The organism is Clostridium folliculivorans (genome assembly GCF_024341905.1).
Taxonomy (GTDB): domain Bacteria; phylum Bacillota; class Clostridia; order Clostridiales; family Clostridiaceae; genus Clostridium_AR; species Clostridium_AR folliculivorans.
The window spans coordinates 298,132-320,238 of the sequence record NZ_BQXY01000003.1; the positions used below are offsets into that span (position 1 = coordinate 298,132).

At 30.3% G+C, this 22,107-nt stretch carries 21 protein-coding genes and 2 other annotated features; of the genes, 5 read left to right on the forward strand and 16 right to left on the reverse strand.

Annotated elements, in window-relative coordinates:
• Positions 1-10 precede the first annotated feature (10 nt).
• Genes OCU55_RS11585 through trpE form a run of 5 tightly spaced genes read right to left on the reverse strand, consistent with a single transcriptional unit; the run spans position 11 to position 4,469 of the window.
• Positions 11-631: a phosphoribosylanthranilate isomerase gene (locus tag OCU55_RS11585; RefSeq protein ID WP_261852470.1), complete on the reverse strand. Its 621-nt coding sequence runs from the start codon at positions 629-631 to the stop codon at positions 11-13.
• A 1-nt stretch (position 632) separates the two neighbouring features.
• Complete coding sequence (locus OCU55_RS11590; RefSeq protein WP_261852471.1) at positions 633-1,415, reverse strand: indole-3-glycerol phosphate synthase TrpC; 783 nt, start codon at positions 1,413-1,415, stop codon at positions 633-635.
• Entirely contained in the window at positions 1,412-2,431 is a 1,020-nt protein-coding gene (gene trpD / locus OCU55_RS11595) for an anthranilate phosphoribosyltransferase (protein WP_261852472.1), read from the reverse strand. Before trpD ends, OCU55_RS11590 begins: the two co-directional genes overlap by 4 nt.
• Positions 2,428-3,021 (reverse strand): anthranilate synthase component II, encoded by a 594-nt coding sequence (locus OCU55_RS11600; protein WP_261852473.1) that lies wholly within the window; start codon positions 3,019-3,021, stop codon positions 2,428-2,430. The genes trpD and OCU55_RS11600 overlap by 4 nt, the downstream gene beginning before the upstream one ends.
• Positions 3,018-4,469 (reverse strand): anthranilate synthase component I, encoded by a 1,452-nt coding sequence (trpE, locus tag OCU55_RS11605; protein ID WP_261852474.1) that lies wholly within the window; start codon positions 4,467-4,469, stop codon positions 3,018-3,020. The genes OCU55_RS11600 and trpE overlap by 4 nt, the downstream gene beginning before the upstream one ends.
• Positions 4,470-4,781: 312 nt before the next feature.
• Positions 4,782-5,012 (reverse strand) — a binding site (T-box leader).
• 322 nt (positions 5,013-5,334) lie between these two features.
• Between trpE and yjeM the strand changes: the two genes are divergently transcribed.
• The gene (gene yjeM, locus OCU55_RS11610; RefSeq protein ID WP_261852475.1) at positions 5,335-6,831 is read left to right on the forward strand and encodes a glutamate/gamma-aminobutyrate family transporter YjeM; all 1,497 of its coding nucleotides are present in this window, start codon (positions 5,335-5,337) and stop codon (positions 6,829-6,831) included.
• 99 nt (positions 6,832-6,930) lie between these two features.
• Here yjeM and OCU55_RS11615 read toward each other — a convergent pair whose 3' ends face one another.
• A complete protein-coding gene (locus OCU55_RS11615) occupies positions 6,931-7,434 on the reverse strand; it encodes a GNAT family N-acetyltransferase (protein ID WP_261852476.1) in 504 nt (167 codons plus the stop codon).
• Positions 7,435-7,480: 46 nt separating this feature from the next.
• Positions 7,481-7,732 (reverse strand): TfoX/Sxy family protein, encoded by a 252-nt coding sequence (locus OCU55_RS11620; RefSeq protein WP_261852477.1) that lies wholly within the window; start codon positions 7,730-7,732, stop codon positions 7,481-7,483.
• Between the two features lie 195 nt (positions 7,733-7,927).
• Between OCU55_RS11620 and ygiD the strand changes: the two genes are divergently transcribed.
• The gene (ygiD, locus tag OCU55_RS11625) at positions 7,928-8,704 is read left to right on the forward strand and encodes a 4,5-DOPA-extradiol-dioxygenase (RefSeq protein ID WP_261852478.1); all 777 of its coding nucleotides are present in this window, start codon (positions 7,928-7,930) and stop codon (positions 8,702-8,704) included.
• A 306-nt stretch (positions 8,705-9,010) separates the two neighbouring features.
• Here ygiD and OCU55_RS11630 read toward each other — a convergent pair whose 3' ends face one another.
• Positions 9,011-9,337, reverse strand: coding sequence for a hypothetical protein (locus tag OCU55_RS11630; protein WP_200265642.1), 327 nt, complete (start codon positions 9,335-9,337; stop codon positions 9,011-9,013).
• A gap of 604 nt (positions 9,338-9,941) precedes the next feature.
• Here OCU55_RS11630 and trhA point away from each other — a divergent pair.
• Positions 9,942-10,583, forward strand: coding sequence for a PAQR family membrane homeostasis protein TrhA (gene trhA, locus OCU55_RS11635; protein WP_261852479.1), 642 nt, complete (start codon positions 9,942-9,944; stop codon positions 10,581-10,583).
• A gap of 206 nt (positions 10,584-10,789) precedes the next feature.
• On the opposite strand, the gene OCU55_RS11640 is transcribed toward trhA, so the two are convergent.
• Positions 10,790-11,245: a GNAT family N-acetyltransferase gene (locus OCU55_RS11640; protein ID WP_261852480.1), complete on the reverse strand. Its 456-nt coding sequence runs from the start codon at positions 11,243-11,245 to the stop codon at positions 10,790-10,792.
• Positions 11,246-11,513: 268 nt separating this feature from the next.
• Positions 11,514-12,290, reverse strand: a complete 777-nt coding sequence (locus OCU55_RS11645; RefSeq protein ID WP_261852481.1) for a peptidoglycan-binding protein — start codon at positions 12,288-12,290, stop codon at positions 11,514-11,516.
• Between the two features lie 315 nt (positions 12,291-12,605).
• On the opposite strand from OCU55_RS11645, the gene OCU55_RS11650 reads away from it, so the two are divergent.
• Positions 12,606-13,394: a lipid II flippase Amj family protein gene (locus OCU55_RS11650; RefSeq protein ID WP_261852482.1), complete on the forward strand. Its 789-nt coding sequence runs from the start codon at positions 12,606-12,608 to the stop codon at positions 13,392-13,394.
• Positions 13,395-13,672: 278 nt separating this feature from the next.
• Here OCU55_RS11650 and OCU55_RS11655 read toward each other — a convergent pair whose 3' ends face one another.
• From OCU55_RS11655 to OCU55_RS11670, 4 genes are all read right to left on the reverse strand, one after another.
• Positions 13,673-14,848, reverse strand: coding sequence for an aminotransferase class I/II-fold pyridoxal phosphate-dependent enzyme (locus OCU55_RS11655; protein ID WP_261852483.1), 1,176 nt, complete (start codon positions 14,846-14,848; stop codon positions 13,673-13,675).
• A complete protein-coding gene (locus tag OCU55_RS11660) occupies positions 14,845-15,324 on the reverse strand; it encodes an Lrp/AsnC family transcriptional regulator (protein WP_261852484.1) in 480 nt (159 codons plus the stop codon). Before OCU55_RS11660 ends, OCU55_RS11655 begins: the two co-directional genes overlap by 4 nt.
• A 66-nt stretch (positions 15,325-15,390) precedes the next feature.
• Positions 15,391-15,770, reverse strand: a binding site (T-box leader).
• Positions 15,771-15,896: 126 nt separating this feature from the next.
• Positions 15,897-17,018, reverse strand: coding sequence for a Ger(x)C family spore germination protein (locus OCU55_RS11665; protein ID WP_261852485.1), 1,122 nt, complete (start codon positions 17,016-17,018; stop codon positions 15,897-15,899).
• Positions 17,015-18,421, reverse strand: a complete 1,407-nt coding sequence (locus OCU55_RS11670) for a spore germination protein (RefSeq protein ID WP_261852486.1) — start codon at positions 18,419-18,421, stop codon at positions 17,015-17,017. Before OCU55_RS11670 ends, OCU55_RS11665 begins: the two co-directional genes overlap by 4 nt.
• Before the next feature lie 217 nt (positions 18,422-18,638).
• Here OCU55_RS11670 and OCU55_RS11675 point away from each other — a divergent pair, with 217 nt between their 5' ends.
• Positions 18,639-19,715 carry a GerAB/ArcD/ProY family transporter gene (locus tag OCU55_RS11675; RefSeq protein WP_261852487.1) on the forward strand — a complete coding sequence of 359 codons (1,077 nt, stop codon included), beginning with the start codon at positions 18,639-18,641 and terminating at the stop codon, positions 19,713-19,715.
• Positions 19,716-19,741: 26 nt separating this feature from the next.
• On the opposite strand, the gene OCU55_RS11680 is transcribed toward OCU55_RS11675, so the two are convergent.
• Positions 19,742-20,971: a winged helix-turn-helix domain-containing protein gene (locus tag OCU55_RS11680; RefSeq protein ID WP_261852488.1), complete on the reverse strand. Its 1,230-nt coding sequence runs from the start codon at positions 20,969-20,971 to the stop codon at positions 19,742-19,744.
• Between the two features lie 124 nt (positions 20,972-21,095).
• Complete coding sequence (locus OCU55_RS11685) at positions 21,096-21,980, reverse strand: LysR family transcriptional regulator (RefSeq protein WP_261852489.1); 885 nt, start codon at positions 21,978-21,980, stop codon at positions 21,096-21,098.
• Positions 21,981-22,107: the final 127 nt, after the last annotated feature.

The following is a 22,107-nucleotide window of genomic DNA, read 5'->3' on the forward strand; positions in this document are numbered from 1 at the left end:
AACATAATCTTTAATTTTCTTCAAAATCTCTCACCTTCCTTATAAATGTTTCAATCTTATCTAAATCTTTTACTCTATTTGTTTCAACTCCACTACTTACATCCACCATAAATGGTGTTACAGCTTTGATTCCTTCAACTACATTTGATGAATTTAGTCCACCAGCTAAAATAATTCTATTTCTTATATCCTCTGACACATTTTTTATTACCGTCCAATCAAAAACCTTCCCTATCATATCTCCAGTAAAGTCTTTTGGTGAATCTACTAAATATCCAAAACAATCATATTGCTTCATACTATCAAAATCCTGTTTGTTAGTTTTAAAGGCTTTTATATATGGAGATTTAATTTGTTTACAATAATCTATATCCTCATCACCATGTAGCTGAATCACGTCTAGTCCACAAAAATCTCTGATTTGCCGCACCTCTTCTATGGCATTATCCATAAAAACACCTATCTTTAAAATATTTTTAGGCAGTGAAGTTATTATACTCTTTGCTTCCTCTGGAGTTATCTTTCTAATGCTTTTACAAAAAACAAATCCTAAAGCATCTACACCTAATTCACTACAAAACCTTGCAGTTTTTAAATCTCTTATCCCACATACTTTTATTAGTGTTGACATGCTAATCTCCACCTCCTTTAAAACTTGATAACAACTTCTTAAAATTATTTGAGGTAACAAAGGCTTCACCTACAAGAATTCCTCTGATTCCACATTCCTTAACCTTGTTTATTTTTTCTATACAATCAAAGCCACTTTCAGAAATAACATAACTTTCAGGGAAATTCATTTTTGTCTTTAATGTGATAGTTGTATTTATATCAACTTTAAAACTTCTTAAATTTCTATTATTAATTCCTATAAGTTTAGGCTTTAGTTCTAAAATCTTTTCTAAATCTTCTTCATCATGAATTTCAACCAAAGGTTCAAGACCAAGCTTCACCGCTTCATCATATAATTCTTTAAGTTTTTCCTTTGAATTTATAGCTGCTATTAATAGAACTAAGTCAGCACCAAGACTTAAGCTTTGCTGCAATTGCACTGAATCTATTATAAAGTCCTTTCTAAGTAAAGGAATATCAACCGCTTCACCTACGTCAATTATGTCCTGCTCCTTTCCCTTAAAAAAATGTCTTTCTGTCAAAACTGATATGCAATCAGCCCCAGCTTCTACATATTCTAAAGCTCTAAGCTTTGGATTAAGCAGAGTATTTAAGTCCCCTTTTGAGGGTGAGGCTTTTTTAATCTCACTTATGACTTTAAAATCATCACTATTTTTTAATCCCTCTATAAATGAATGAAAAGCTCGCTTTCTTTCAGGAAAATCATGTTCCTTGTACTGAAGTTTTAAAGTTTCAACTTCAAGCTCTTTTAAACAAATTATTTCTTCTAAGAAGTTTTTCATATTCTATTACTCTCCTTTATAAGTTTCTCAAGCTTTTCTTTTGCTTTCCCAGTATCTATGATTTCCTTTGCCATATCAATTCCTAAAGCTATATCATTACAAGCTCCACTAGCCATTAGTCCAAGAGCAGAATTAAATACAACAGCCTCTCTATAATGATTTTTTTCACCATCTAATATAGACATAGTTATCTTACTGTTTTGTTTTGCATCTCCACCTACTAACTTGTCTAAACTTACTTTATCTAAACCGAAGCTGCCGCTATTTATAACCATTTCTTTCACTTGTCCATCAGATAAAAATGCACAATAATTATCTCCATCTAAAGTTCCTTCATCCAATCTATTATCACCATTTACAACCAAAGCCCTACTCTTACCGAGCAATTTTAATGCTTCACAAAGATCTTTAACTAAATCTTTTTTATACACACCTATAAGCTGATTATTTGGATTTAGAGGATTTGTTAGAGGTCCAAGTATGTTATAAACAGTTGGAATTCCAAGCGCTCGTCTTACTTTCATAACATATTTCATCCTCGGATGCATTGCTGGTGCATATAAAAATGCCATCCCAACTTCCTCCATAAGTCGTTTTACATTTTCTTTCGATAGTTCTATATTTACTCCAAGCTCAGCAAGAAGATCAGCGCTCCCACATTTACTAGAAATTGATCTATTCCCATGCTTAGCCACCTTTACACCTGCTCCAGCTAATATAAAAGCTGAAGTTGTACTTATATTAAAACTATTAGAAAAATCTCCTCCTGTGCCGCAATTATCAAAGGAATCCTTAAAATCAAAGTCTATACTAGAAAGTTCTCTCATGGCTTTAGCCATACCAGCTATTTCTTGTGGCTTTTCTCCTTTTGTTTTAAGAGCTGCAAGAAAAGCTCCAATTTCACTTTCTTCTGCATCTCCACTTAATATATATTTATTAGCATTAAAGGCTTCTTCCAAAGTTAATTGTTCATTCAATGTTATCTTTTTAAGAGCAATTTGAAATTCTGATTTCATACTACATTCCTCCTATAACTATTTTTTATTTCAATAAAGTTTTCCAGTAGCTTTTTCCCCATAGGTGTAAAAATGGATTCTGGATGAAACTGTATACCATAAACAGGATACTTTACATGCTTTACTGCCATTATTTCTTTATCATCAATAGAAGTAGCTATGACTTTCAGTTCTTCACTAAGGGAAGCTTTATCTATAACCAATGAGTGGTACCTCATAACCTTAGTTGGACATTGTATATCTTTAAACAAGACATTGTCTTCATGATAAATTTCTGAACTTTTTCCATGCATTACTTTTTGCGCTTTAATAATTGTTCCTCCGAAAACCTCTCCTATACTTTGATGTCCAAGGCAAATGCCTAGTATAGGTATATTCTTATAATTTCCACTTATTATATCTAAAGAATTTCCTGCATCTTTTGGATATCCTGGTCCAGGAGAAATAATAATAGCCTCCGGAGACAGCTGCTTTATGTCATTAGACGTTATCTTATCGTTTCTATAAACTTCAACCTCTTCACCTAATTCGCTTAAATATTGATAAACGTTATAAGTAAAGGAATCATAATTATCAATTAAAACAATCATTTTATAACCTCCAAAACACCAAGTGCTTTATTGTAACTTTCTTCATATTCCATTTCCGGAATAGAATCATATACTATCCCTGCACCAGCTTGAACATAACCTTTTCCGTCTTTTAACACTACTGTTCTAATTGCTATACAGGTGTCCATATCTCCGTTGAAGGAAAAGTATCCTATCGCCCCTGCATAAACTGTTCTTTTTTCTTTTTCCAGCTCTTCTATTATCTCCATAGCCCTTATTTTAGGAGCCCCAGATAAAGTTCCTGCCGGTAAACAAAACTTCAAAGCATCAAAAGATTTATTATCCTCCTTCAATATTCCTGTAACCTTTGAAACAATGTGCATAATCTTTGAATAAATCTCAATATCCATAAATCTTTCTACTTTAACAGTTCCAATTTTGCTTATTCTACCTATGTCATTTCTTGCTAAGTCCACTAGCATTAAATGCTCTGCCAATTCTTTTTCATCTTTAAGGAGTTCCTCTTTTATTTTCTCATCCTCCTGTATATTAGCTCCTCTCTTTCTAGTTCCAGCTATAGGCATAGTGGTAACCACATCTCCCTTTACTGTTACTAGACTTTCTGGAGATGAACCTACTATTTGAAAGTTCTCGTAATCTATAAAAAACATATAAGGTGAAGGATTCTTACTTCGTAGTTTCCTATATATCTTAAATGGGTCCTCACTAAACTCACGGCTAAATCTCTGAGAAACAACTATCTGAAAAGCATCTCCATTTTCTATATATTTTTTTGCGTCACTAACCATATTTACAAACTCTTCTTTTGAAGTGTTTGAACTTATTTTTTTACTAGAAACTTCAGCTTCAATTTCATTAGTTTTGTTATAAGAACATATTCTTTCTTTTGTCAGTAGCAGATTATTTTGTACCTCTTCGTAATCTATCTTTTCGTTATTTAAGACTATTTGATGTATTGAAACTGTTTTATCGTAATGATCGTAAACCACAAACTTTTTATAGAACATTAGATACGCTTCAGGTAAATCTAATGGATCCCTATTGGAATTTAATATACACTCATATTGTTTTATAACATCGTATCCTACATAGCCTACTGCACCACCTTGAAATGGTATTGCACTCTCATTCTTATAATTCACTTTCTCAATGAACCTCTGCACTTGGTCTAGTATTCTACCATTAATCCCTGTAGTAATCCCTTTTTCTAATATTTCAATTTCTAATCCCCTGCTTCTAATCTCAGCATAAGGTTCAATACCTATAAAGCTATATCTTCCTTTCTCTTCATCAAAAACCGAGCTCTCTAAGAGGAACATCTTCTCTCTTCTTAGTGAATAAAATATAGAAATTGGCGTAGTCTCATCACCATGAAATTTTAGATTTAGATCTATGGAATATCCACTTTGCCTAAGAAAATCAAATTCATTTTTTGTATAATTAAAAATAATAACCACCTCACTCATAAAATTAAACGCAATCTGTTTTTCCGAATATTCAAAAAACTATTTTGGGTAATATTTATTAAAGGTATAAGATTAATTGTATTTGACTCTTGTACCCTTTTAATTATATTTAGTTGTAAATTACTTTTTAAATTATGAAAGATATCTTTGATCATAGAATTAATATATTGACTGGATAGTTGCTATATAGATATTCCATTTCCATTATTAAAAAACACATAAATAATCTATTTAATTATTAAAGAAGTGCAAAATAATTGTTTAATGAATATTTTGAAAAACAAAAAGTCCTCTACATGCAAATAAATGCATATAGAGGACGATATAATCGCGGTGCCACCTCAATTTACTTAATTAAAAGTAATCTCTTAATCAGATACATAATAATATCTTATCCCTGTAACGTGAGAACACGTGTCACCTACTATAATTTTCGGCTCCCTCTCGTAAGTCCATTCAGCTTATATCCAAATACTGCATTTCACCACCGCAGCTCTCTGTAATTCTTTCTACACGCTTACTACTCTTACTCATCGATTTAATACTTTATGAATTTATTATAGTAAAGCACCCTTATTTTGTAAATAGTTTTTTTAAAGTTTTTTCTATTTTTTAAATAAAATTTATGTCTTTTGCTAAAAATAATGTAATTATTTAATATAATATTACTTTTAGCATTTTCTTGTTAAATCTTTGATAATTTTATTGTAACTTAACAAGCATTTAATCAGTTGTTGCAGTTATTGATTTTGTCACACCAAGATATATAATGTTATGTGCAATATATATAAATATGCATCATTATCTTTAAAATTAGTTTATTGAGAACTAATATTTATTTTAAATGTTTCACGGAGGGAGAAAAATGGAAAATAACAAAAAGAAAAAATTAACACTGGTTTCATTGGTTTTAATGATTTTCACATCAGTATTTGGATTTGCAAATATGCCAAGATCTTTTTATCTTATGGGATATAGTGCAATTCCTTGGTACATAGTATCTGCAATAGCTTTCTTTATACCATTCGCTTTTATGATGGCAGAGTATGGTGCTGCATTCAAAAATGAAAAAGGCGGAATATATTCTTGGATGGATAAATCAGTTGGTCCTAGATATGCGTTCATAGGAACCTTTATGTGGTATGCATCTTACGTTGTTTGGATGGTTAACATATGTTCAGTAATATGGATTCCACTTTCAAACATGATTTTCGGCAAAGATACTACAGCCACTTGGTCAATACTTGGACTTAACTCTACTCAAACTTTAGGATTAATGGGAGTAGCATGGATTTTAGTGGTTACCTTTACAGCCTCAAAAGGGTTGGAGAAAATAACTAAGATAACTTCAATCGGAGGAACTGCGGTAGCACTATTAAACATAGTTTTACTTCTAGGTGCAGTTATAGTTCTAATTGTAAATGGCGGACATGTAGCTGAATCTGTTAAATCTGGTTCTGCATTCTTCGCATCTCCAAATCCTTCATATCAATCATCTATATCTATACTATCATTTTTAGTATTTGCAATATTTGCATATGGTGGTATAGAAGTAGTGGGTGGATTAGTTGATGAAACTGAAAATGCAGAAGTTACCTTCCCTAAAGGTATAACCATTGCAGCTATAATTATCGCTATTGGTTATTCTTTAGGAATATTCTTATGTGGAATCTTTACAAATTGGCAAGATGTGCTTTCAGTAAAAGGTGTGCATATGGGAAATGTAGCCTATGTTGTTATGAAAAACTTAGGTTATCAGCTAGGTCTTGGCTTCCATTTAAGCGAAGCAGCTTCACTACAATTAGGTGCTTGGGTTGCTAGATTTGTTGGATTCTCAATGTTCCTTGCTTTAACTGGCGCATTCTTCACATTATCATATGCTCCACTAAAACAAATCATTGAAGGAACTCCTGCAAAATTATGGCCAGGAAAAATGAGTAAGGTTGAAAATGGTATACCTAAAAATGCAATGTGGGTTCAATGTGTTATAGTTATTGTCTTTGTTCTATTAGTATCTTTTGGAGGAGAAGGTGCAGCTAAATTCTTCACCAAGCTTGTACTGATGACAAATGTCGCTATGACTCTACCATACTTGTTTATATCAGGGGCTTTTGCTTCCTTTAAGAAGAATACTGCGATCAATAAGCCTTTTGAAGTTTTCAAAAGCAATACGTCTGCATTAATTGCTACTATAATTGTAACTTTCACAGTTGGCTTTGCTAACTTCTTTACAATAATAGAACCTGCAACAAACGGTGATTGGTCATCTACTCTTTGGATGATTGGCGGACCTGTCTTCTTTACAATTGTAGCTATTGTTATGTATTGGAGATATGAGCAAAAGGTTAAAAACGATATATAGTAACTAAAATCTAGTTTTATAATAAAAATGACCTAACAGACTCTTACAAATCTGCTAGGTCATTTTTTATTGTTCTTCTAAATTCAAAAAAGTAAAATATTACTCCGATAACTTTATCCAATACTTACAGTGTCCTTCTTTTATCACTTCTAATTTTCCATTGTTTGCTTCTATAACATTTCTTGATTCCAAATTATCCTCATGGCATGTAATTAAAACTTCTTTTATTCCTACAACTTTGGCTTTACTTAATGCTTCCTTCAATAGCTTCTTTCCATATCCCTTATTTCTCTCACTAGGCCTTATACTATATCCAATATGCCCACCTGATTCTCTAAGAGCCGCATTTAAGTAACTTCTAAGCTTAGCTATTCCAACAGGTTGTCCATCTACAACAAGCCAAAATGTTGTTTGAGGTACATGCCCTATTTTTAATCCTATTTCTCTTGAGGCATTATAGTTATCTAATAGATATTTACCAAAATCGTCGAATGAATAGTTATATCCATCATTAAAAAATCCATTTTCTCCTGGGCCAATTTCTTGAAGCATATTATAAATTTCTATACCATCTTCAGGTGACAACTCTCTTAATTCGATCATACTACTTCTCCTTGCTAAATAAATTTTTACTAATAAACTTAAAAACTTATAATGAATTTATAAACATTTTTAGATCATCTTTTTTATCTTGACTTAAAGAATGCCATCTTATTCCTTGAATTGCACCCTCTAATGCGCAAAGCATATTAAGGCATGCGCCCGGGTCTATTTCCCTTATTCTCTTATATGCTTCCTTACTTCCAGTTTCTTTAAGTTCTCGGTATGTATCTATATGCACTTCTTTTAATCTTTGTTCTAATACTTTCCCTATATTAGGAACTTTACTTAAATCACTCACTTTTTCAATTCCTTTGTATTTATTTTAAGTCTATAGACATAATTATAACCATATATAGAAAATACTCACAACAATTTTAATAGTATTTATATTATTTTTTATAAAACAGTTGCATTTCCTTGCAACTAATTATATTATATTATATAAAAAAGTAACTAACTAATTTAAAATAACAATTTGATTGGAGATATATTTATGAATAGAAGATTACCAGTTCTTTTTATAGGGCATGGAAGTCCTATGAATGCTATAGAAAATAATAATTATACTAAAATGCTTAAAAACCTTGGCGAAACAATTGAAAAACCAAAAGCTATATTAATAATATCAGCTCATTGGCTTACTGATGGAAGTTATATAGACATACAAGATGAACCTAAACAAATATATGATTTTTACGGGTTTCCAGATGAGCTTTATCAATTAGAATACAAACCTACTGGTGTAAAAAAATACGCACAATTTGCTTATGAAAGCTTAAAAGATTTTGGAGTAAAGTCTACTAATCAATGGGGATTAGATCATGGTGCTTGGGCTATTTTAAAACATTTATATCCTAATGCAGACATTCCAGCCTTTCAATTAAGTTTAAATCACAATTTCACCCCAGAAGAGCATTATAAATTGGGATTAAAGCTAAAAACCCTTAGGGAACAAGGTTTCTTGATTTTAGGCAGTGGAAATATAGTACACAACTTAAGAAAAATTAAATTTGATTCTGATACTTCCCCTTACGACTGGGCTATAGAATTTGATAGCTATATAGCGAAGGCATTAACAAATAATGATCATGAAGCTCTATTAAATTATAAAAATCAAGGAATTACAGAAAAGTTGTCATTACCAACTGATGAGCACTATCTTCCACTACTATATATTGCAGCGCTTAAAGAAGCTGATGAGAAAGTAAGCTTTTTGTATGAAGGGATAGAATTAGGTTCATTGTCTATGAGAAGCTTTATGATTTCGTAATTAATATATAAAGAGTTAATAAAAAAGTCGCTGAAGCGACCTTATTCAGTGAGTTTCTTGCGCATCTGCCTTTCCCAATGTATATGAGAAAACTTACAGGCCAATAAACTTTATTTTTTACTGTGTATCAATAAAGACTTCTAAAACCATTGAAATATCTATGTTTAGAAGCCATAAAAATTTTATGCTTTCCATTACAGTAAAAATAGATGTACCACTTAGTTCGTTTACTATAACTAAAGCTATTGTTTTATATCAATAGGCTTAAATTATTATAAAAAATAATAAAGTTGGTACATCTATAAATTATTTTATTCCACTTATTTTTCCTTTTAATGCTTTCATACGTCCATTAACGTAATTAAGAAGTTCATTCTTATTTTCCTTTATTTCAGCAGGAGCATTAGAAACTATTGTTATTATATCTAGCTTATTTGCTTTAACCTTTTGAGCAATTTCATATGCTAAATATCTATTTTTTACACTCCAGTAAGCGTTATTAAATTCGTCTACCTGTCTTCTATTATAATAACCCTTCTCTATACCAAACTGGAACAAATCTGCAGCGGCTTCCAATTCTTCTAAATCTTCAGCATCTAAAGTTTCATTAATTAGCGATTGAAATGTTTTCATTCTAGCACCCCTCTTTAGTGAGATATTCTTATTTTAAACCTATATAGATTTTATATACCGGATTTTATTAGTATATTACCAGTAAAAAATATTTAAATAGGATAAGATTCTACTATTTCACTTATAATATAAAATTTTTACCACCTCTATAATACATTATAATGGTATATTAAATCAAATAAAGTTATTAAAAAATTACTATAAAATTATTATTCCCATTTCAAAATTAATATTTATATTTATTTTGTGATATAATTTTAATATATAAGTTTCAATAAATATATTGCATTAATATGAAATTTGTTAAAAAAACATTAACATTTTGAAATATAAATTATAGAATTGGGGTAAAATCGTATTATTAATATAATATGTATCCTTTAACAACTACTGAACTCAAGTGATTCATCTTTAATTTATATTATTATCAATTTATTTATTTAGTGAATATTATAACTTATAAAGTTTTTAACATATTGATGAACCACTTCATAATTAAATTTATATTTTCAAATTCTCCTCTCAGAACCTAGAGGAGTTTTGAAAATTGATTTCGGATTGAAGTGTTTCATCTTTACCAGTCATCTCAAAGAAAGGAGTAATTATGGAAGACAATTTTTACACCAAGAAAGAAGAAATCATGAATTCCGTAACTCACGGAATTGGAACAGCCTTAGCAATAGCGGCTTTAGTAATTGCTGTTGTTTTTGCAGCAATATATGGAACGGTATGGCATGTAGTTAGCTTTTCTATTTATGGCTCAACCTTAGTTATATTATACCTAGAGTCAACCTTATATCATAGTTTACCCGGTAAAAAGGTAAAGAGACTATTTAGAAAGTTTGATCATATGTCAATATTCATCTTAATAGCAGGAAGCTATACTCCATTTTGTCTTACTGCATTAAGAGGACTTGTAGGCTGGACAATTTTCGGCATTGTATGGGGGTGTACTGTGGTAGGAATAACACTCAAGGCGTTTTATACAGGAAAACGCGAAGTGCTTTCTACTGTTCTGTACGTTGTTATGGGATGGCTTATCATGTTTGCGATAAAACCACTTTACATGACTATGCCTTTTTACGGTTTCCTATTTCTAGTTTTAGGCGGGGTTTCATATACTGTTGGGGCATTCTTCTTCATAAAGGACTCGATAAAGTATAATCATGCTATCTGGCACCTTTTTGTAATAGCAGGAAGTGTATTCCACTTCTTCTCTATAATGAGTTTATTGCACTTAAGATAAATGTATCTTTATAAACTTAGGTCTCAGATAACATTTAATTTTACAAACATACGATATTCAATTCAAATATCACTATATTAACATATGTAAATACAATTTTAGCGTAACCCTCAATGATAACAAATTAAATTTCTAAAGATTTTGTAAGATAAAAACAAGGTGAATTTTATGAACTAAATTAAGTTCTCAAAATTCACCTTGTTCTTTTATTCCCTAACATATTCTAAAACAATCCTTCTTTTTTTGAATCCATATCTGTTATAAAAATCAATTACATCTTCATTTCCTGCTGCAACAGTAATGACCTTTCTTTTCACCTTATTACTATCCAGCCAACTTAAAGATCTTTTTAAAAGTTCATTACCTAGTCCTAATTTCCTAGCCTCTCCTTTTATAAACAATGAATCAATTTCTCCTATTAATTCACTATCTATTGTGCTTATACAATATGCTATATATTTATTACTGGAGTCAGCAACAATATCTATGTGCATAAGTTCCGAAGCCATTAGTTTTTTCTTTCTTTCCTCAAAGGTAAAACTTATATATTGCTCTTCAAAATCCTTAGACTTTTCCTTATGATATTCATTTAGCATCTGCCATAAAGGTCTTACTAAATCTAATAATTCTATTCCTCCACTTATAAATCTAAATTCACTCATATCTTTCACATATTCTCCTTATAATTATTATGTCTTTAACTTAAAAGTGAAACTTTAGCAATTATAATTATACCAATAATTGAAGTTTTTACAATATTAGCAAGTATCTTTAAACCTCTTCTTCTAATTTCTATAAACAACTTTATTTTAGTCAAAGTTAACTTTCATTGTTATACTGACAAATAAAAATAACTAACTAAGACTTAACGTAAAAAATAAATCTTAGTCAGTTACAATAATAAAGGCTGTCTATTTAATCTTTTTCATGCTATTTGATAACCGAAGCACAAAGCTTATAATATATTTTTCTTTGTTCTATTCCATTATAACCTCCGTTTACTCTTACAGTTATCTCCTCTACTGTGGCTCCTCTATCACAAAGTTCATTCATATAATTTGAATACCACCAAAAACCTGCACTTGTCCACGGATAATTTTGAGCTACGTAGTCTACACCTTCCATTACTCTAGGGTCATGAATATCCTCTGATAATCTCTTATAGTTATCAAATCCGGTAAGCTGAATATAACCTGCTCCTTTGTACTTCGGACCATCACCAGCATATCGATTACCTAGACTTTCTCTGTATTCATAGGCTAATCCACTTCCTATTTCTTTCGTATATAATCCCAAGCCAGACTCATAACTACACTGAGTTATAAAATGTCTTATTCTTTGTAGCGTAGTAATCTCATATCTTCCTAAGCATCTATTTAAGTCCTCTACCATATGATCTGTAACATTCTTCCATCCTATTTCTCTTAACTGTTGCCCAGTTACGTATATTTGCAAATCACCAACCTGTGATTCATCACTGTATTTAGTGTTATGATTTAATATAGCTTTATCTATTGCATATTCTGTATTAACTCCTACAACTCCGTCTACTTTCAGTTGATAATCCTTTTGAAACTGCAGGACAGCATTATAAGTAGCCTTTCCAAAATCGCCATCTGCACCTGAAGTACCTAGATCATAGCCCAAAGCTATAAGATTTTCTTGTAGTTTAGTTACCTCTTCTCCAGTGCTACCAAGCTTAATCATACTTTCATAACTCCTTATAAAAAGCTTTGTACTATATTTTATTTTTTATTATGCAATTTGATACTATTATATAAAAACTTTCCACATTATCATCCATTAATTCCAAATGAATTTTTTGTAAATAAAGAAAATAAAAATAATTAAATCTTACCAAACAGTTAATATATTGTAAATAATACAATACACCTGAATACATTTTTTTACACTATGATATAATTTGTAAATAGTGTAAGCTAAAAAACACTAAACAATTTCATGTAACAACTGATTTTTCTATAATCTAACATATTAGAATAGTTTAAGGAGTATCTTTTTATGCTCAATAAATACATTATCTTAATAGTTGCAACAATATTAATCCATTTTATTGATACACTATCATATTCAGTACGACTAAATTCAGTGAAGAGTGGAAACTTCGCTTTATCAACTTCTTTATTTAATTTAATTGTATTAGTATCTAGAACAGCCAATACCTTTCAGGGCCCACTAATTGGTTACATGATTGATGATAGTATAAGAAGTAAATATGATCCTATAAGTAATATTAGAGGTGTGATATTTGCAGCTTCTGGCGGCACTATTCTTGCTATTATACTAATCCCTACTTTTCTAAAGCTATTTGAAATTGGTATGAAAAAACTCGAAGTTACTGGTTCTATACCAAGTTTAGTTATTCAATCACTAAGCATCAGTAATATAAAAAGGATAGCTAGAAATACCATAAAACCTAAGAAATCCATGATTAAAAATCTCAGATATAAAAATATACCTAAGAGACTTCTCTTACTAAATGCTTTAATAACTGGAGTATACACAGTTGGCGTGCTTGCAGCTAACTATGCTTCTTTTATGGTACCATATAAAGCCAATGCTATAGTTCAATCTTCAGGTCTTATAAATGGTATAGCTTCCATACTTCTAACATTATTTATTGATCCAAAATCAGCTATAATTACTGACGAAGCTTATAGAGGAAAAAGAGAATACGGTGACGTAAAGGCTCTAGTTATAATGCTAATAGGAACAAAGCTTCTTGGTACTCTATTAGGTCAGCTTCTTCTTGTCCCTTCTGCAAAATTATTAGCTCTTATATACCAATAAAGTTATCTATAGATGTACCACTTCGAACAGAAATCTATTTTTAAAACCCTCACGGCTTCTGGTGAGAGAATTTAAAAATAATAGGTTTTATCACGAAGTGGTACATCCATATAATCACAATTTTATAGCTAAGTTTAAGAATATTGTTGAAATTAATTGGTTAAACAAGAGATGCCATATGAGTGAGCTATTAGAATTAAATAATTTTTTCGGATGGAATGACGCCAAAATATAAAAACCATATGTCTAAAGTTAGCTTAAGACATATGGTTTTACTTCTATTTTGTTTCTTTAATCTTAGAAACAAATCTCTTTATTCTCTTCATAGCTTCCATTATCTCATCCATTGAGGTTGCATAACATGCTCTTATAAAGCCTGAACCACAATCCCCAAAGGCATTTCCTGGCACCACAAGAATCTTTTCTTCTAAAAGTAATTTTTCACAGAATTCATCTGATGTAAGCCCAGTGGACTCAATGCATGGAAATACATAAAAAGCGCCTAATGGTTCAAAACATTCAAGCCCCATTTCATTGAAAGCATTTAGCATTACTCTTCTTCTTCTGTTATATTCTCTTACCATCTCTTGAACATCATCATCACAATTTCTAAGACCTTCGATTGCTCCATATTGAGCTGTTGTAGGCGAACTCATTATTGCATATTGATGTATTTTCTTCATTGCATCTATTAAAATTGGATGTCCACATACATATCCAAGCCTCCAACCAGTCATAGCAAACGCCTTAGAAAATCCATTTATAACTAAAGTCTTATCTTTTATTTCTGGAAAACTTGCTATGGAAACATGTTTTTCTCCATAAGATAACTCTGAATATATCTCATCAGACAATATTATTATATTTTTATCTTCTAAGAACTTAACTATAGGTTCAAGTTCTTCCCTTGTCATAATGGCCCCTGTTGGATTGTTTGGAAAAGGAACTATTAGAACCTTAGTCTTTTCAGTAATTGCTTCCTCTAAAAGTTCAACAGTAAGCTTGAATTGATCCTCTGCTCTCAAATTTATAACTACTGGTGTAGCTCCTGTAAAAGTAGTGCACCCTTTATATGCTACAAAGCTCGGTTCTGGAATAATGACTTCATCTCCTGGTCCAACTAAAGCTCTAAGTGCTATATCAATACCTTCACTTCCGCCAACAGTTACAATTATTTGATCTTTAGGATCATATTTTAAGCAATACTTTCTATCTAGATAATCTGATATTTCCTCTCTAAGTTCTAAAAAACCTGCATTTGATGAGTAATGTGTATGTCCTTTTTCTAGTGAATATATCCCTGCTTCTCTTATATTCCAAGGTGTCACAAAGTCTGGTTCTCCAACACCTAAGGATATAACATCATCCATTTCATTTATTAAATCGAAATACTTTCTTATACCAGAAGGAGGCATATTTCTTACATTTGATTTAATCATATCTTCAAGCATCATATAAATATATCCTCCCTATCATCTCTAGTCTTTTCTTCAAATATAGTTCCATTATCTTTATATTTCTTTAATACAAAGTGAGTAGCTGTACTTAATACATTTTCTTGAACAGCAAGCTTTTCAGATACAAAAAGTGAAACTTCCTTAAGACTCTTGCCTTCTACTATAACAGTTAAATCAAATCCACCTGACATAAGATAGCAAGCCTTTACTTCTGGAAACTTATATATTCTTTCAGCAACCTTATCAAAACCTTCTCCTCTTTGAGGTGTTACTCTTACTTCAATTAGAGCTGTAACACTATCTTTCTTAGTCTTTTCCCAATTTATTAAAGTTGTATATCCAACAATTACACTATCATCTTCATATTTCTTTATTGTTTGCTTAACTTCTTCCAGTGGTCTTCCCGTCATCACCGCTATTTCCTCAGCAGTGTATTTACTGTTTTTTTCTAAGATTTCTAATATTTCATCCATATACAAAACCTCCCCAAAATATAATTAAAATATAATAAATTTAAATAAAAAAACTCCTCAATCCCTGAAAGGGACGAAGGAGTATATTCGCGGTACCACCCTAATTAGTGCCTAGGCACTCTCTTAGTAGGAACATAGTATTCTTATTTATAAGATAATTAGAATATCGCCAGCCTATTATAATCAATAAACTATTAATATTTAGTCAAACTTAATCTTAAAAACCTTTAATTCCTCTCCTCTATAACGTGAGGTCACGTCTTTGCCTACTAAAGATTAAATAGATAGATGTCTAATTTTATATACATCTAGAACATTCTAAATACCCTTATTTCTGAGCAAGAGATTCAAAGACTGCTTCCATAAAGTTTTTCTACTATGTTTCCACCATCCATAGCTCTCTTTAAGAAATTACTTAATGTACTCTTTCTTATCAATATCTTTAACAATGTAATTTTTATTTATTATACAAGTAAAATAAATAATTTTCAATAGTTTTATATATTTTTTATCATTCTATCAATACACGTACTTTATTAAAATTAAATTTTCTTTAACTTCCACTTCTATTTTCAAAACGTTATATTTTTAGGATCACTAGAAAAATCAATTTTTACTTTTGTTTCTACATCTAACCTGGTGTTTTTTAAAATATCATTATTCTTCTTACTTTCTGCAGGAAATCTTCTATAAAAATTTTCTTGCGCTTTTATCAGATCTATATTTTTGTCTTTATACTCATTAAAAATTTTATAACAATTAAAGTTAATATTTTCTTCGGCATCTTTTTCTATTTGCTTTATATTTTCATCAGTAATCTTTATTTTTCCTTGAGCTCCTCTATAAATGGCATGAACATTTAAATGCTTCTTTATTATGAATATACCATCTTTATATCCATAATCTGTTTTAGTTTTACATTTTGTCATTCTAAGTCCTATAGTCTTATCAGTGATATCAGGATTTCTTGAACTTATTGCTGCTGATTTTGCTTCATTCATCATCATATTAGTAGTTATTATATCCTTACTTGCTATTTCTCCGACATACTTAAAATCTTTAAGTATAGCATTACATTTTATGTCTAGGCTATCACCAGCACTTGTTCTTTTAGTTCTTATAACAGGCAATATAGTAGTCTTACTACCTATTGAACTATCATTGTATAACCTTCTTATTGTAGTATTAAAATTATTACTGGCCATAGTATGAGAATTGTTTAATTGCGCCACTAAATAAAGACCAAAAAACTTTTCACCATTCAATTTTATATCATCTATTGTTTCTAGATTTGAATCCCAAATTCCAACGTAATTTCTTATAACAAATTCTTCAGCACTTACAAACAAATCCATCATCTCATCTATTCCCCTAGTAGCAGCCTTTTTAGTAAACAGGATAACTCTATTGTGAGTATAATTTATTGTGAGATTGCTCTGGGAACTTATTTTGTTAATGATTTCAGATGTATCTTTTTCTTTTACATTTATTATTGTTCTTTGTCCTTCCTGTTTTATTCCTGACGTACTTGTTGTTGGTGAAAAGCCTTCAAGAAATATATTATATGTACCTTCATCATCAACATCAATTATTATTGAAGTTACAAGAAGCATCTTATCTAAATCCTTATAGTTTGTAGGGACTCCTACAAGGAAAGCAAATATTACTATAAGCACTAAAATAAATTTCTTCATTTCTCTTTTCTCCTAAATATACTATCTGAAATATTACCAAGTCTTCCTCTTGTCAAATAATCTTTATGCCTAACTCCATAGCTATGTATAGTTCCGAAAGGCCAAAAATACTTATACCCACAACTGTCTAAAGATCCAATATGTGCAATGACAACAATAAAAAATATATAAAAGCCATGTAGTCCAAACAATCCAGACATTATTACATTAATCATGCTCCATATCGGTGTCACAGTAAGAAGTTTTGGATTAATATATGATGTTATTGCATAAACTCCCATAATTATTATAGTTCCTTGAGATGCTAGCCCAGCACCAATTGCTGCATCACCTAAGATTAAAGCAGATACTATACTCAGTGGTTGACCAATATTGGAAGGCAATCTTTTTCCAGCTTCTCTTGATAGTTCAAAGAAAAATAATATTATAATTACTTCCACAATCGTCGGAAAAGGTACTCCAGCTCTTGCCTCAGATATTTTAAATACAAATGTTGGAGGTATAAGAGAAAAGTGATGAGTAAACAGTGCTACATAAAATGCAGGTAATGTTATAGTCACTAAAAAAGATATTATTCTAAATATCCTTAGAACATCAACTACATTTTTATTTAAATAATAATCATCTGGAGCTTGGAAATACTCTATAAAAAAACAGGGTGCAGTTATTGCAGTAGGACATCCATCTACTAATACAGCCACTCGTCCTTCAAAAAGTCTTGAAACTACTATATCAGGTTTTTCTGTATACCCGATTGTATCTAGTTCAGTCCCTTTACATTTCAACTCTTCTTCAATATAATTTGTGTCTAATATAAACTGTACTTCTAAATTACTTATTTTATCCTTTATCATATTTATTAGAGATCCTTCTGCTTTTCCTTCTATATACGCCATAGCCACAGAAGTATTTGATTCCTTTCCCACCTCAAAATATACAATTTTAAGCATTGTATTTCTAACTCTTTTTCTTATTAGCCCAATATTCATATTTAAAGATTCATTGAATCCTTCTTGAGACCCTTTTATAACGGGATCATTTAATGGTTTATCCACTGCTCTTTGAACTGTTTTTTTTGCATCACAATATATTACACCATCTAAAAACTCAAATAATATAATCACATCGCCAGATAATATGTGAATCAATGCCTCATCCAAGTTATTTGTCTCAGAAACATTATTTGTTTGCAGAATCCTTGTCTTAATAGTATTTATATCTGAAAGCTCAATGTTTGTACTCATTACTGGTTTTACTATATACTCACTTATAAAAATATTATCTGATATATTTTCTGAGAAAATTATTGTTACTAACCCACTTTTGGAAAATATATCTCTGTATTGTACATCAAAGTTATCTTTTAGCTTATCTTTTATATATTTTAGATTTTCCTTATACATTATCAACACCTTTTTCTTTATTAATGATTTTATAATATAGATTGTGTCAATAATTGAATATATATGCAGACAAGTATTTTTCGTTACTTAATGTAACTACTATTTGAAACATGATTGTTATTCCCTCTATACATAATTATTTATCAAAATAAGATAATTTTTAGACTTCATCATAGATCTCAAGCATAAAATATAAATACAATTTAAAGGAGATATCATGGGTAAAATATCATCTAAGCATTTATTCTTCCTAATTGCATCACTTACTGTTGTTTCAATAAAGACTTATCCAACTATCTTTACTAAACTAAGCGGACGCGATACTTGGATTTGTTTAATATTTGCTTCTATTTTTATATTTTTCTACTTTTCATTTATTCTCTTCGTATATAAAAAGAAATGCTGTTACAATTTCATAGAAATTTACACAAGTTCATTAGGAAAGTTTTTAGGGTCTATTCTTATAGGAGTTTTTATATTAAATTTATTCCTAACACTTACGGAATGTGCTAGTGTAGAAGCTAGTGCAATGAATGTTAACTTCTTAATCTATACAAGAACCTGGCAACTGCTACTCCTTACTATTCCTGCTGCAGCATATGTAGTTAAGAGAGGATACAATGCAGTACTTATATCTGTACTTATTGGTATATTTTTCATAAGCGTTTCAGGAGTAATGCTAGCTATTATGACTGCAAAATATAAAGAATACGTAAGATTGCTTCCTATTCTTGAATATGGTTTTAACTACAAGCTTTTAATTTCAACCATTAAACTTATAGGTGCTTACGCTAGCATCGCAATAATCTTGCCTTTATTTTGTGATGTTAAAGATAAAAAAAATATACGACTATGGGGGATACTAGGATTACTTTTCGTAATTCAGATGCAAATTTTTTCAATGCTTGGAAATCTATCAACATTTGAAATAGACATATTTAATTCTATGTCCTACCCAAAACTTATTCAAACTCAACTTATACGTCACTTTGGCTTTTTAGAAGCAGGAGAATTATTCGTTATGCTTCAGATAGTTGGAGGCTGGTTCATTAAACTAATAGTCACTCTTCAAGTGCTAATGAAAATCCTTGAATACTATAAGTTAAATAGAACTTCTGTACTTGTAGCAATAAGCATAGCTTTATTTATCGCTGCCTACTTATGTAGCAGAAATCTCTTTACTCTTTTCAAACTATTAGATTACTATGTTTATATAAACTTTGTAAACTACGTAATAATACCACTTTTTGTGTTTTTCATATTTTTATTAAGGCCTAAAAAAGCTGTAAACTGAACACAAACTAAAAAAAGCTGACCTATTTAAGGCAGCTTCTTGTTTACTAAGTTTGTATTAAGAACTAATTGCTCAAGATCATCTATACCATTTACCTCAATATATTTTGCGCCAAGATATTCCATAAAACTTCTAAAACATTCCACTAACGCATTTTCCATAGCTTTGTTTAAAGTTATGCTTTCCTCCCACCACCAATTTGTTATCTCTAAAGTTTTACTCTTTTTATTGAACTTAGGTTCAAACCTTGCGATAAACTTATCTTTATATAATACTGGCAGCACATAATATCCATACTCTCTTATTTCTTTCGGTTTATATACCTCCCAAGTATATTGAAAATCGAATACTTGTTTTATTAATTTACGATCCCATAATAAATTATCTAATGGTGCTATGAATGAGGCCCTGTTTGGTACTTTTGTATCAATTAAAGCTTTATGAAGAGTTCCTATATCTTCTTTTCTTATATATAGCGTATACTGAATATCTTCCACTTCAATTGGCAGTACCTCACCACTATCTATTAATTCTTGAAAGGCCGTCTTTCTATCGTCACTTTTCATCCAATGTATACCAAGCCATGCATCGCTAGGCCTATTCCATAAAAGCCCTATTGAACCTATTCTTCTTTTAATTGCCCATTTAAAATATTCTGTTAAGTTTTTATTAGGATCAGCTTTTTCAAGTATTTCTTTCTCAATATATTTATCTGTAAAATCATAGAATCTTCTTGTACCTAACTTATGATGAACTATAAGTTCTCCCCAGAAATACATACTCTCAAGCGCAGCTCTTGATGCTCTTGTTGGTGCCCATGCCCAATCTACTTTTGTATCGAATTCTAAATCTTTTGATGAAAGTGGTCCCTTTTCTCTAATATCTTTTCTTATAAACTCTAAAATCCGATCAATCTCAACATCCCTATTAGAAAATCTTTCTAACCATTCTTCTCTATACCTTTTAAAATACGGCCAATCTTCAGTACTAAAAATGCACATATTTTTATCCCAACTATCAATAAGCTTTCTATCTTCGTACAGTAATTCATAGAGCATGCTAACTTTAAAGTCCTTTATTCTTGACTGCAACACAAGATTAGAATTGTATCCAGCTACATCTAGAGGATCAAACTGAATGGCTCCGACTAAATTTATAAAATCCATTATTCCGTTCTTTCCTTTGAGATCTCTTGATGGAAGCAGCTTTTGATGATTTAAAATAAACCGAGCAGCCTCTTTTTTAGTTATTCTCATTTTCCCTCTCCTTTTATTATGTAATTATCAACTTAAATATCGATTCAAATATTTCTAAAAAACTTAAAATATAAATTTACCAGCAGCATTACTTAAGTCTCAATTAAAGATTACCTATGTACATCTACTTCACACTTTTGTAGAATCCAAAAAATTCTTCAAAAAAATCTTGCAGATGATCTTTTATATAAACAAAATTAAACTCTCTATAAATTTTAAATCCTTTAATAGGCACCACTTTTATATCCCCAGATTTTATTTCGTTAAGAATTGTTTCTTTAGAGATTATAGAGTATCCAAGATTTGCATTTATTAAAGATTTTATTGCACTAATGCTTCCTATCTCCATATAGCCTGATAATTCACTATTTATAATCTTTAATTCAATTAATCTTTTTTCAAATATATTTCTAGTTCCCGATCCTTTTTCCCTAAGTATTAACTCTCCTTTTAGCACTTCTTTCAAATCAACTTCTGCTCTTTTAGCAAATTGATGTTCTTTCGAAACTGCTAATACAAGCTCGTCATCCTTAAGTTTTTTATGTATAAACTTATTTCTATCAAAATCACCTTCAACAATTGCAAGATCAATATCTCCATTAGATAATTTCTCTATTATGTTCTTCGTATTACTGACCTGCAGAAATAATTTAGTATTTTTATGTACTCTTTTATATTTCCCTAAAATTGCTGGAAGTATATAGCCTCCTATAGTCATACTAGCCCCTATTTTATAAGTTTTATTAATAGCATTTTTATTTTTAAGTTCTACTTCAAGAGCCTTATAGTGAAGGTGAATTTCTTTCGAATGTCTATATAATATCTCGCCTTCTCCAGTCAGTTTAGCTTCTTTTCCTTGTCTGGTAAATAACTTCACATCATATTCCTCTTCTAAAAATCTTATGTGCTGAGATACAGCCGGCTGAGTTATGTTTAACTTTTCAGAAGCTCTTGTAAAGTTTTTTAATTCTGCAACAGTCATAAAAGTTTTTAATCTTATATCAATCATATTTGCCTCCAAATATAATGCTTGCTTATATAAAATAATAACATATAAGTTTTACTTATAGTAATATAAAAACTTCTAATTGGATTTTTCTTTGGGATGATACTATATTAAAAATATACCTATAAGC

Excerpts from the sequence above, each read along its gene's own strand:
- trhA (WP_261852479.1), top strand. The coding sequence starts at position 9,942 with ATGGAAGACAATTTTTACACCAAGAAAGAAGAAATCATGAATTCCGTA.
- OCU55_RS11660 (WP_261852484.1), bottom strand. The coding sequence starts at position 15,324 with ATGGATGAAATATTAGAAATCTTAGAAAAAAACAGTAAATACACTGCT.
- OCU55_RS11615 (WP_261852476.1), bottom strand. The coding sequence starts at position 7,434 with ATGATCGAATTAAGAGAGTTGTCACCTGAAGATGGTATAGAAATTTAT.
- yjeM (WP_261852475.1), top strand. The coding sequence starts at position 5,335 with ATGGAAAATAACAAAAAGAAAAAATTAACACTGGTTTCATTGGTTTTA.
- OCU55_RS11655 (WP_261852483.1), bottom strand. The coding sequence starts at position 14,848 with ATGATGCTTGAAGATATGATTAAATCAAATGTAAGAAATATGCCTCCT.
- OCU55_RS11645 (WP_261852481.1), bottom strand. The coding sequence starts at position 12,290 with ATGATTAAGCTTGGTAGCACTGGAGAAGAGGTAACTAAACTACAAGAA.
- OCU55_RS11670 (WP_261852486.1), bottom strand. The coding sequence starts at position 18,421 with ATGTATAAGGAAAATCTAAAATATATAAAAGATAAGCTAAAAGATAAC.
- OCU55_RS11640 (WP_261852480.1), bottom strand. The coding sequence starts at position 11,245 with ATGAGTGAATTTAGATTTATAAGTGGAGGAATAGAATTATTAGATTTA.
- trpE (WP_261852474.1), bottom strand. The coding sequence starts at position 4,469 with ATGAGTGAGGTGGTTATTATTTTTAATTATACAAAAAATGAATTTGAT.
- OCU55_RS11600 (WP_261852473.1), bottom strand. The coding sequence starts at position 3,021 with ATGATTGTTTTAATTGATAATTATGATTCCTTTACTTATAACGTTTAT.
- trpD (WP_261852472.1), bottom strand. The coding sequence starts at position 2,431 with ATGAAATCAGAATTTCAAATTGCTCTTAAAAAGATAACATTGAATGAA.
- OCU55_RS11590 (WP_261852471.1), bottom strand. The coding sequence starts at position 1,415 with ATGAAAAACTTCTTAGAAGAAATAATTTGTTTAAAAGAGCTTGAAGTT.
- OCU55_RS11630 (WP_200265642.1), bottom strand. The coding sequence starts at position 9,337 with ATGAAAACATTTCAATCGCTAATTAATGAAACTTTAGATGCTGAAGAT.
- OCU55_RS11685 (WP_261852489.1), bottom strand. The coding sequence starts at position 21,980 with ATGATTGATATAAGATTAAAAACTTTTATGACTGTTGCAGAATTAAAA.
- OCU55_RS11665 (WP_261852485.1), bottom strand. The coding sequence starts at position 17,018 with ATGAAGAAATTTATTTTAGTGCTTATAGTAATATTTGCTTTCCTTGTA.
- OCU55_RS11585 (WP_261852470.1), bottom strand. The coding sequence starts at position 631 with ATGTCAACACTAATAAAAGTATGTGGGATAAGAGATTTAAAAACTGCA.
- OCU55_RS11680 (WP_261852488.1), bottom strand. The coding sequence starts at position 20,971 with ATGAGAATAACTAAAAAAGAGGCTGCTCGGTTTATTTTAAATCATCAA.
- OCU55_RS11675 (WP_261852487.1), top strand. The coding sequence starts at position 18,639 with ATGGGTAAAATATCATCTAAGCATTTATTCTTCCTAATTGCATCACTT.
- ygiD (WP_261852478.1), top strand. The coding sequence starts at position 7,928 with ATGAATAGAAGATTACCAGTTCTTTTTATAGGGCATGGAAGTCCTATG.
- OCU55_RS11650 (WP_261852482.1), top strand. The coding sequence starts at position 12,606 with ATGCTCAATAAATACATTATCTTAATAGTTGCAACAATATTAATCCAT.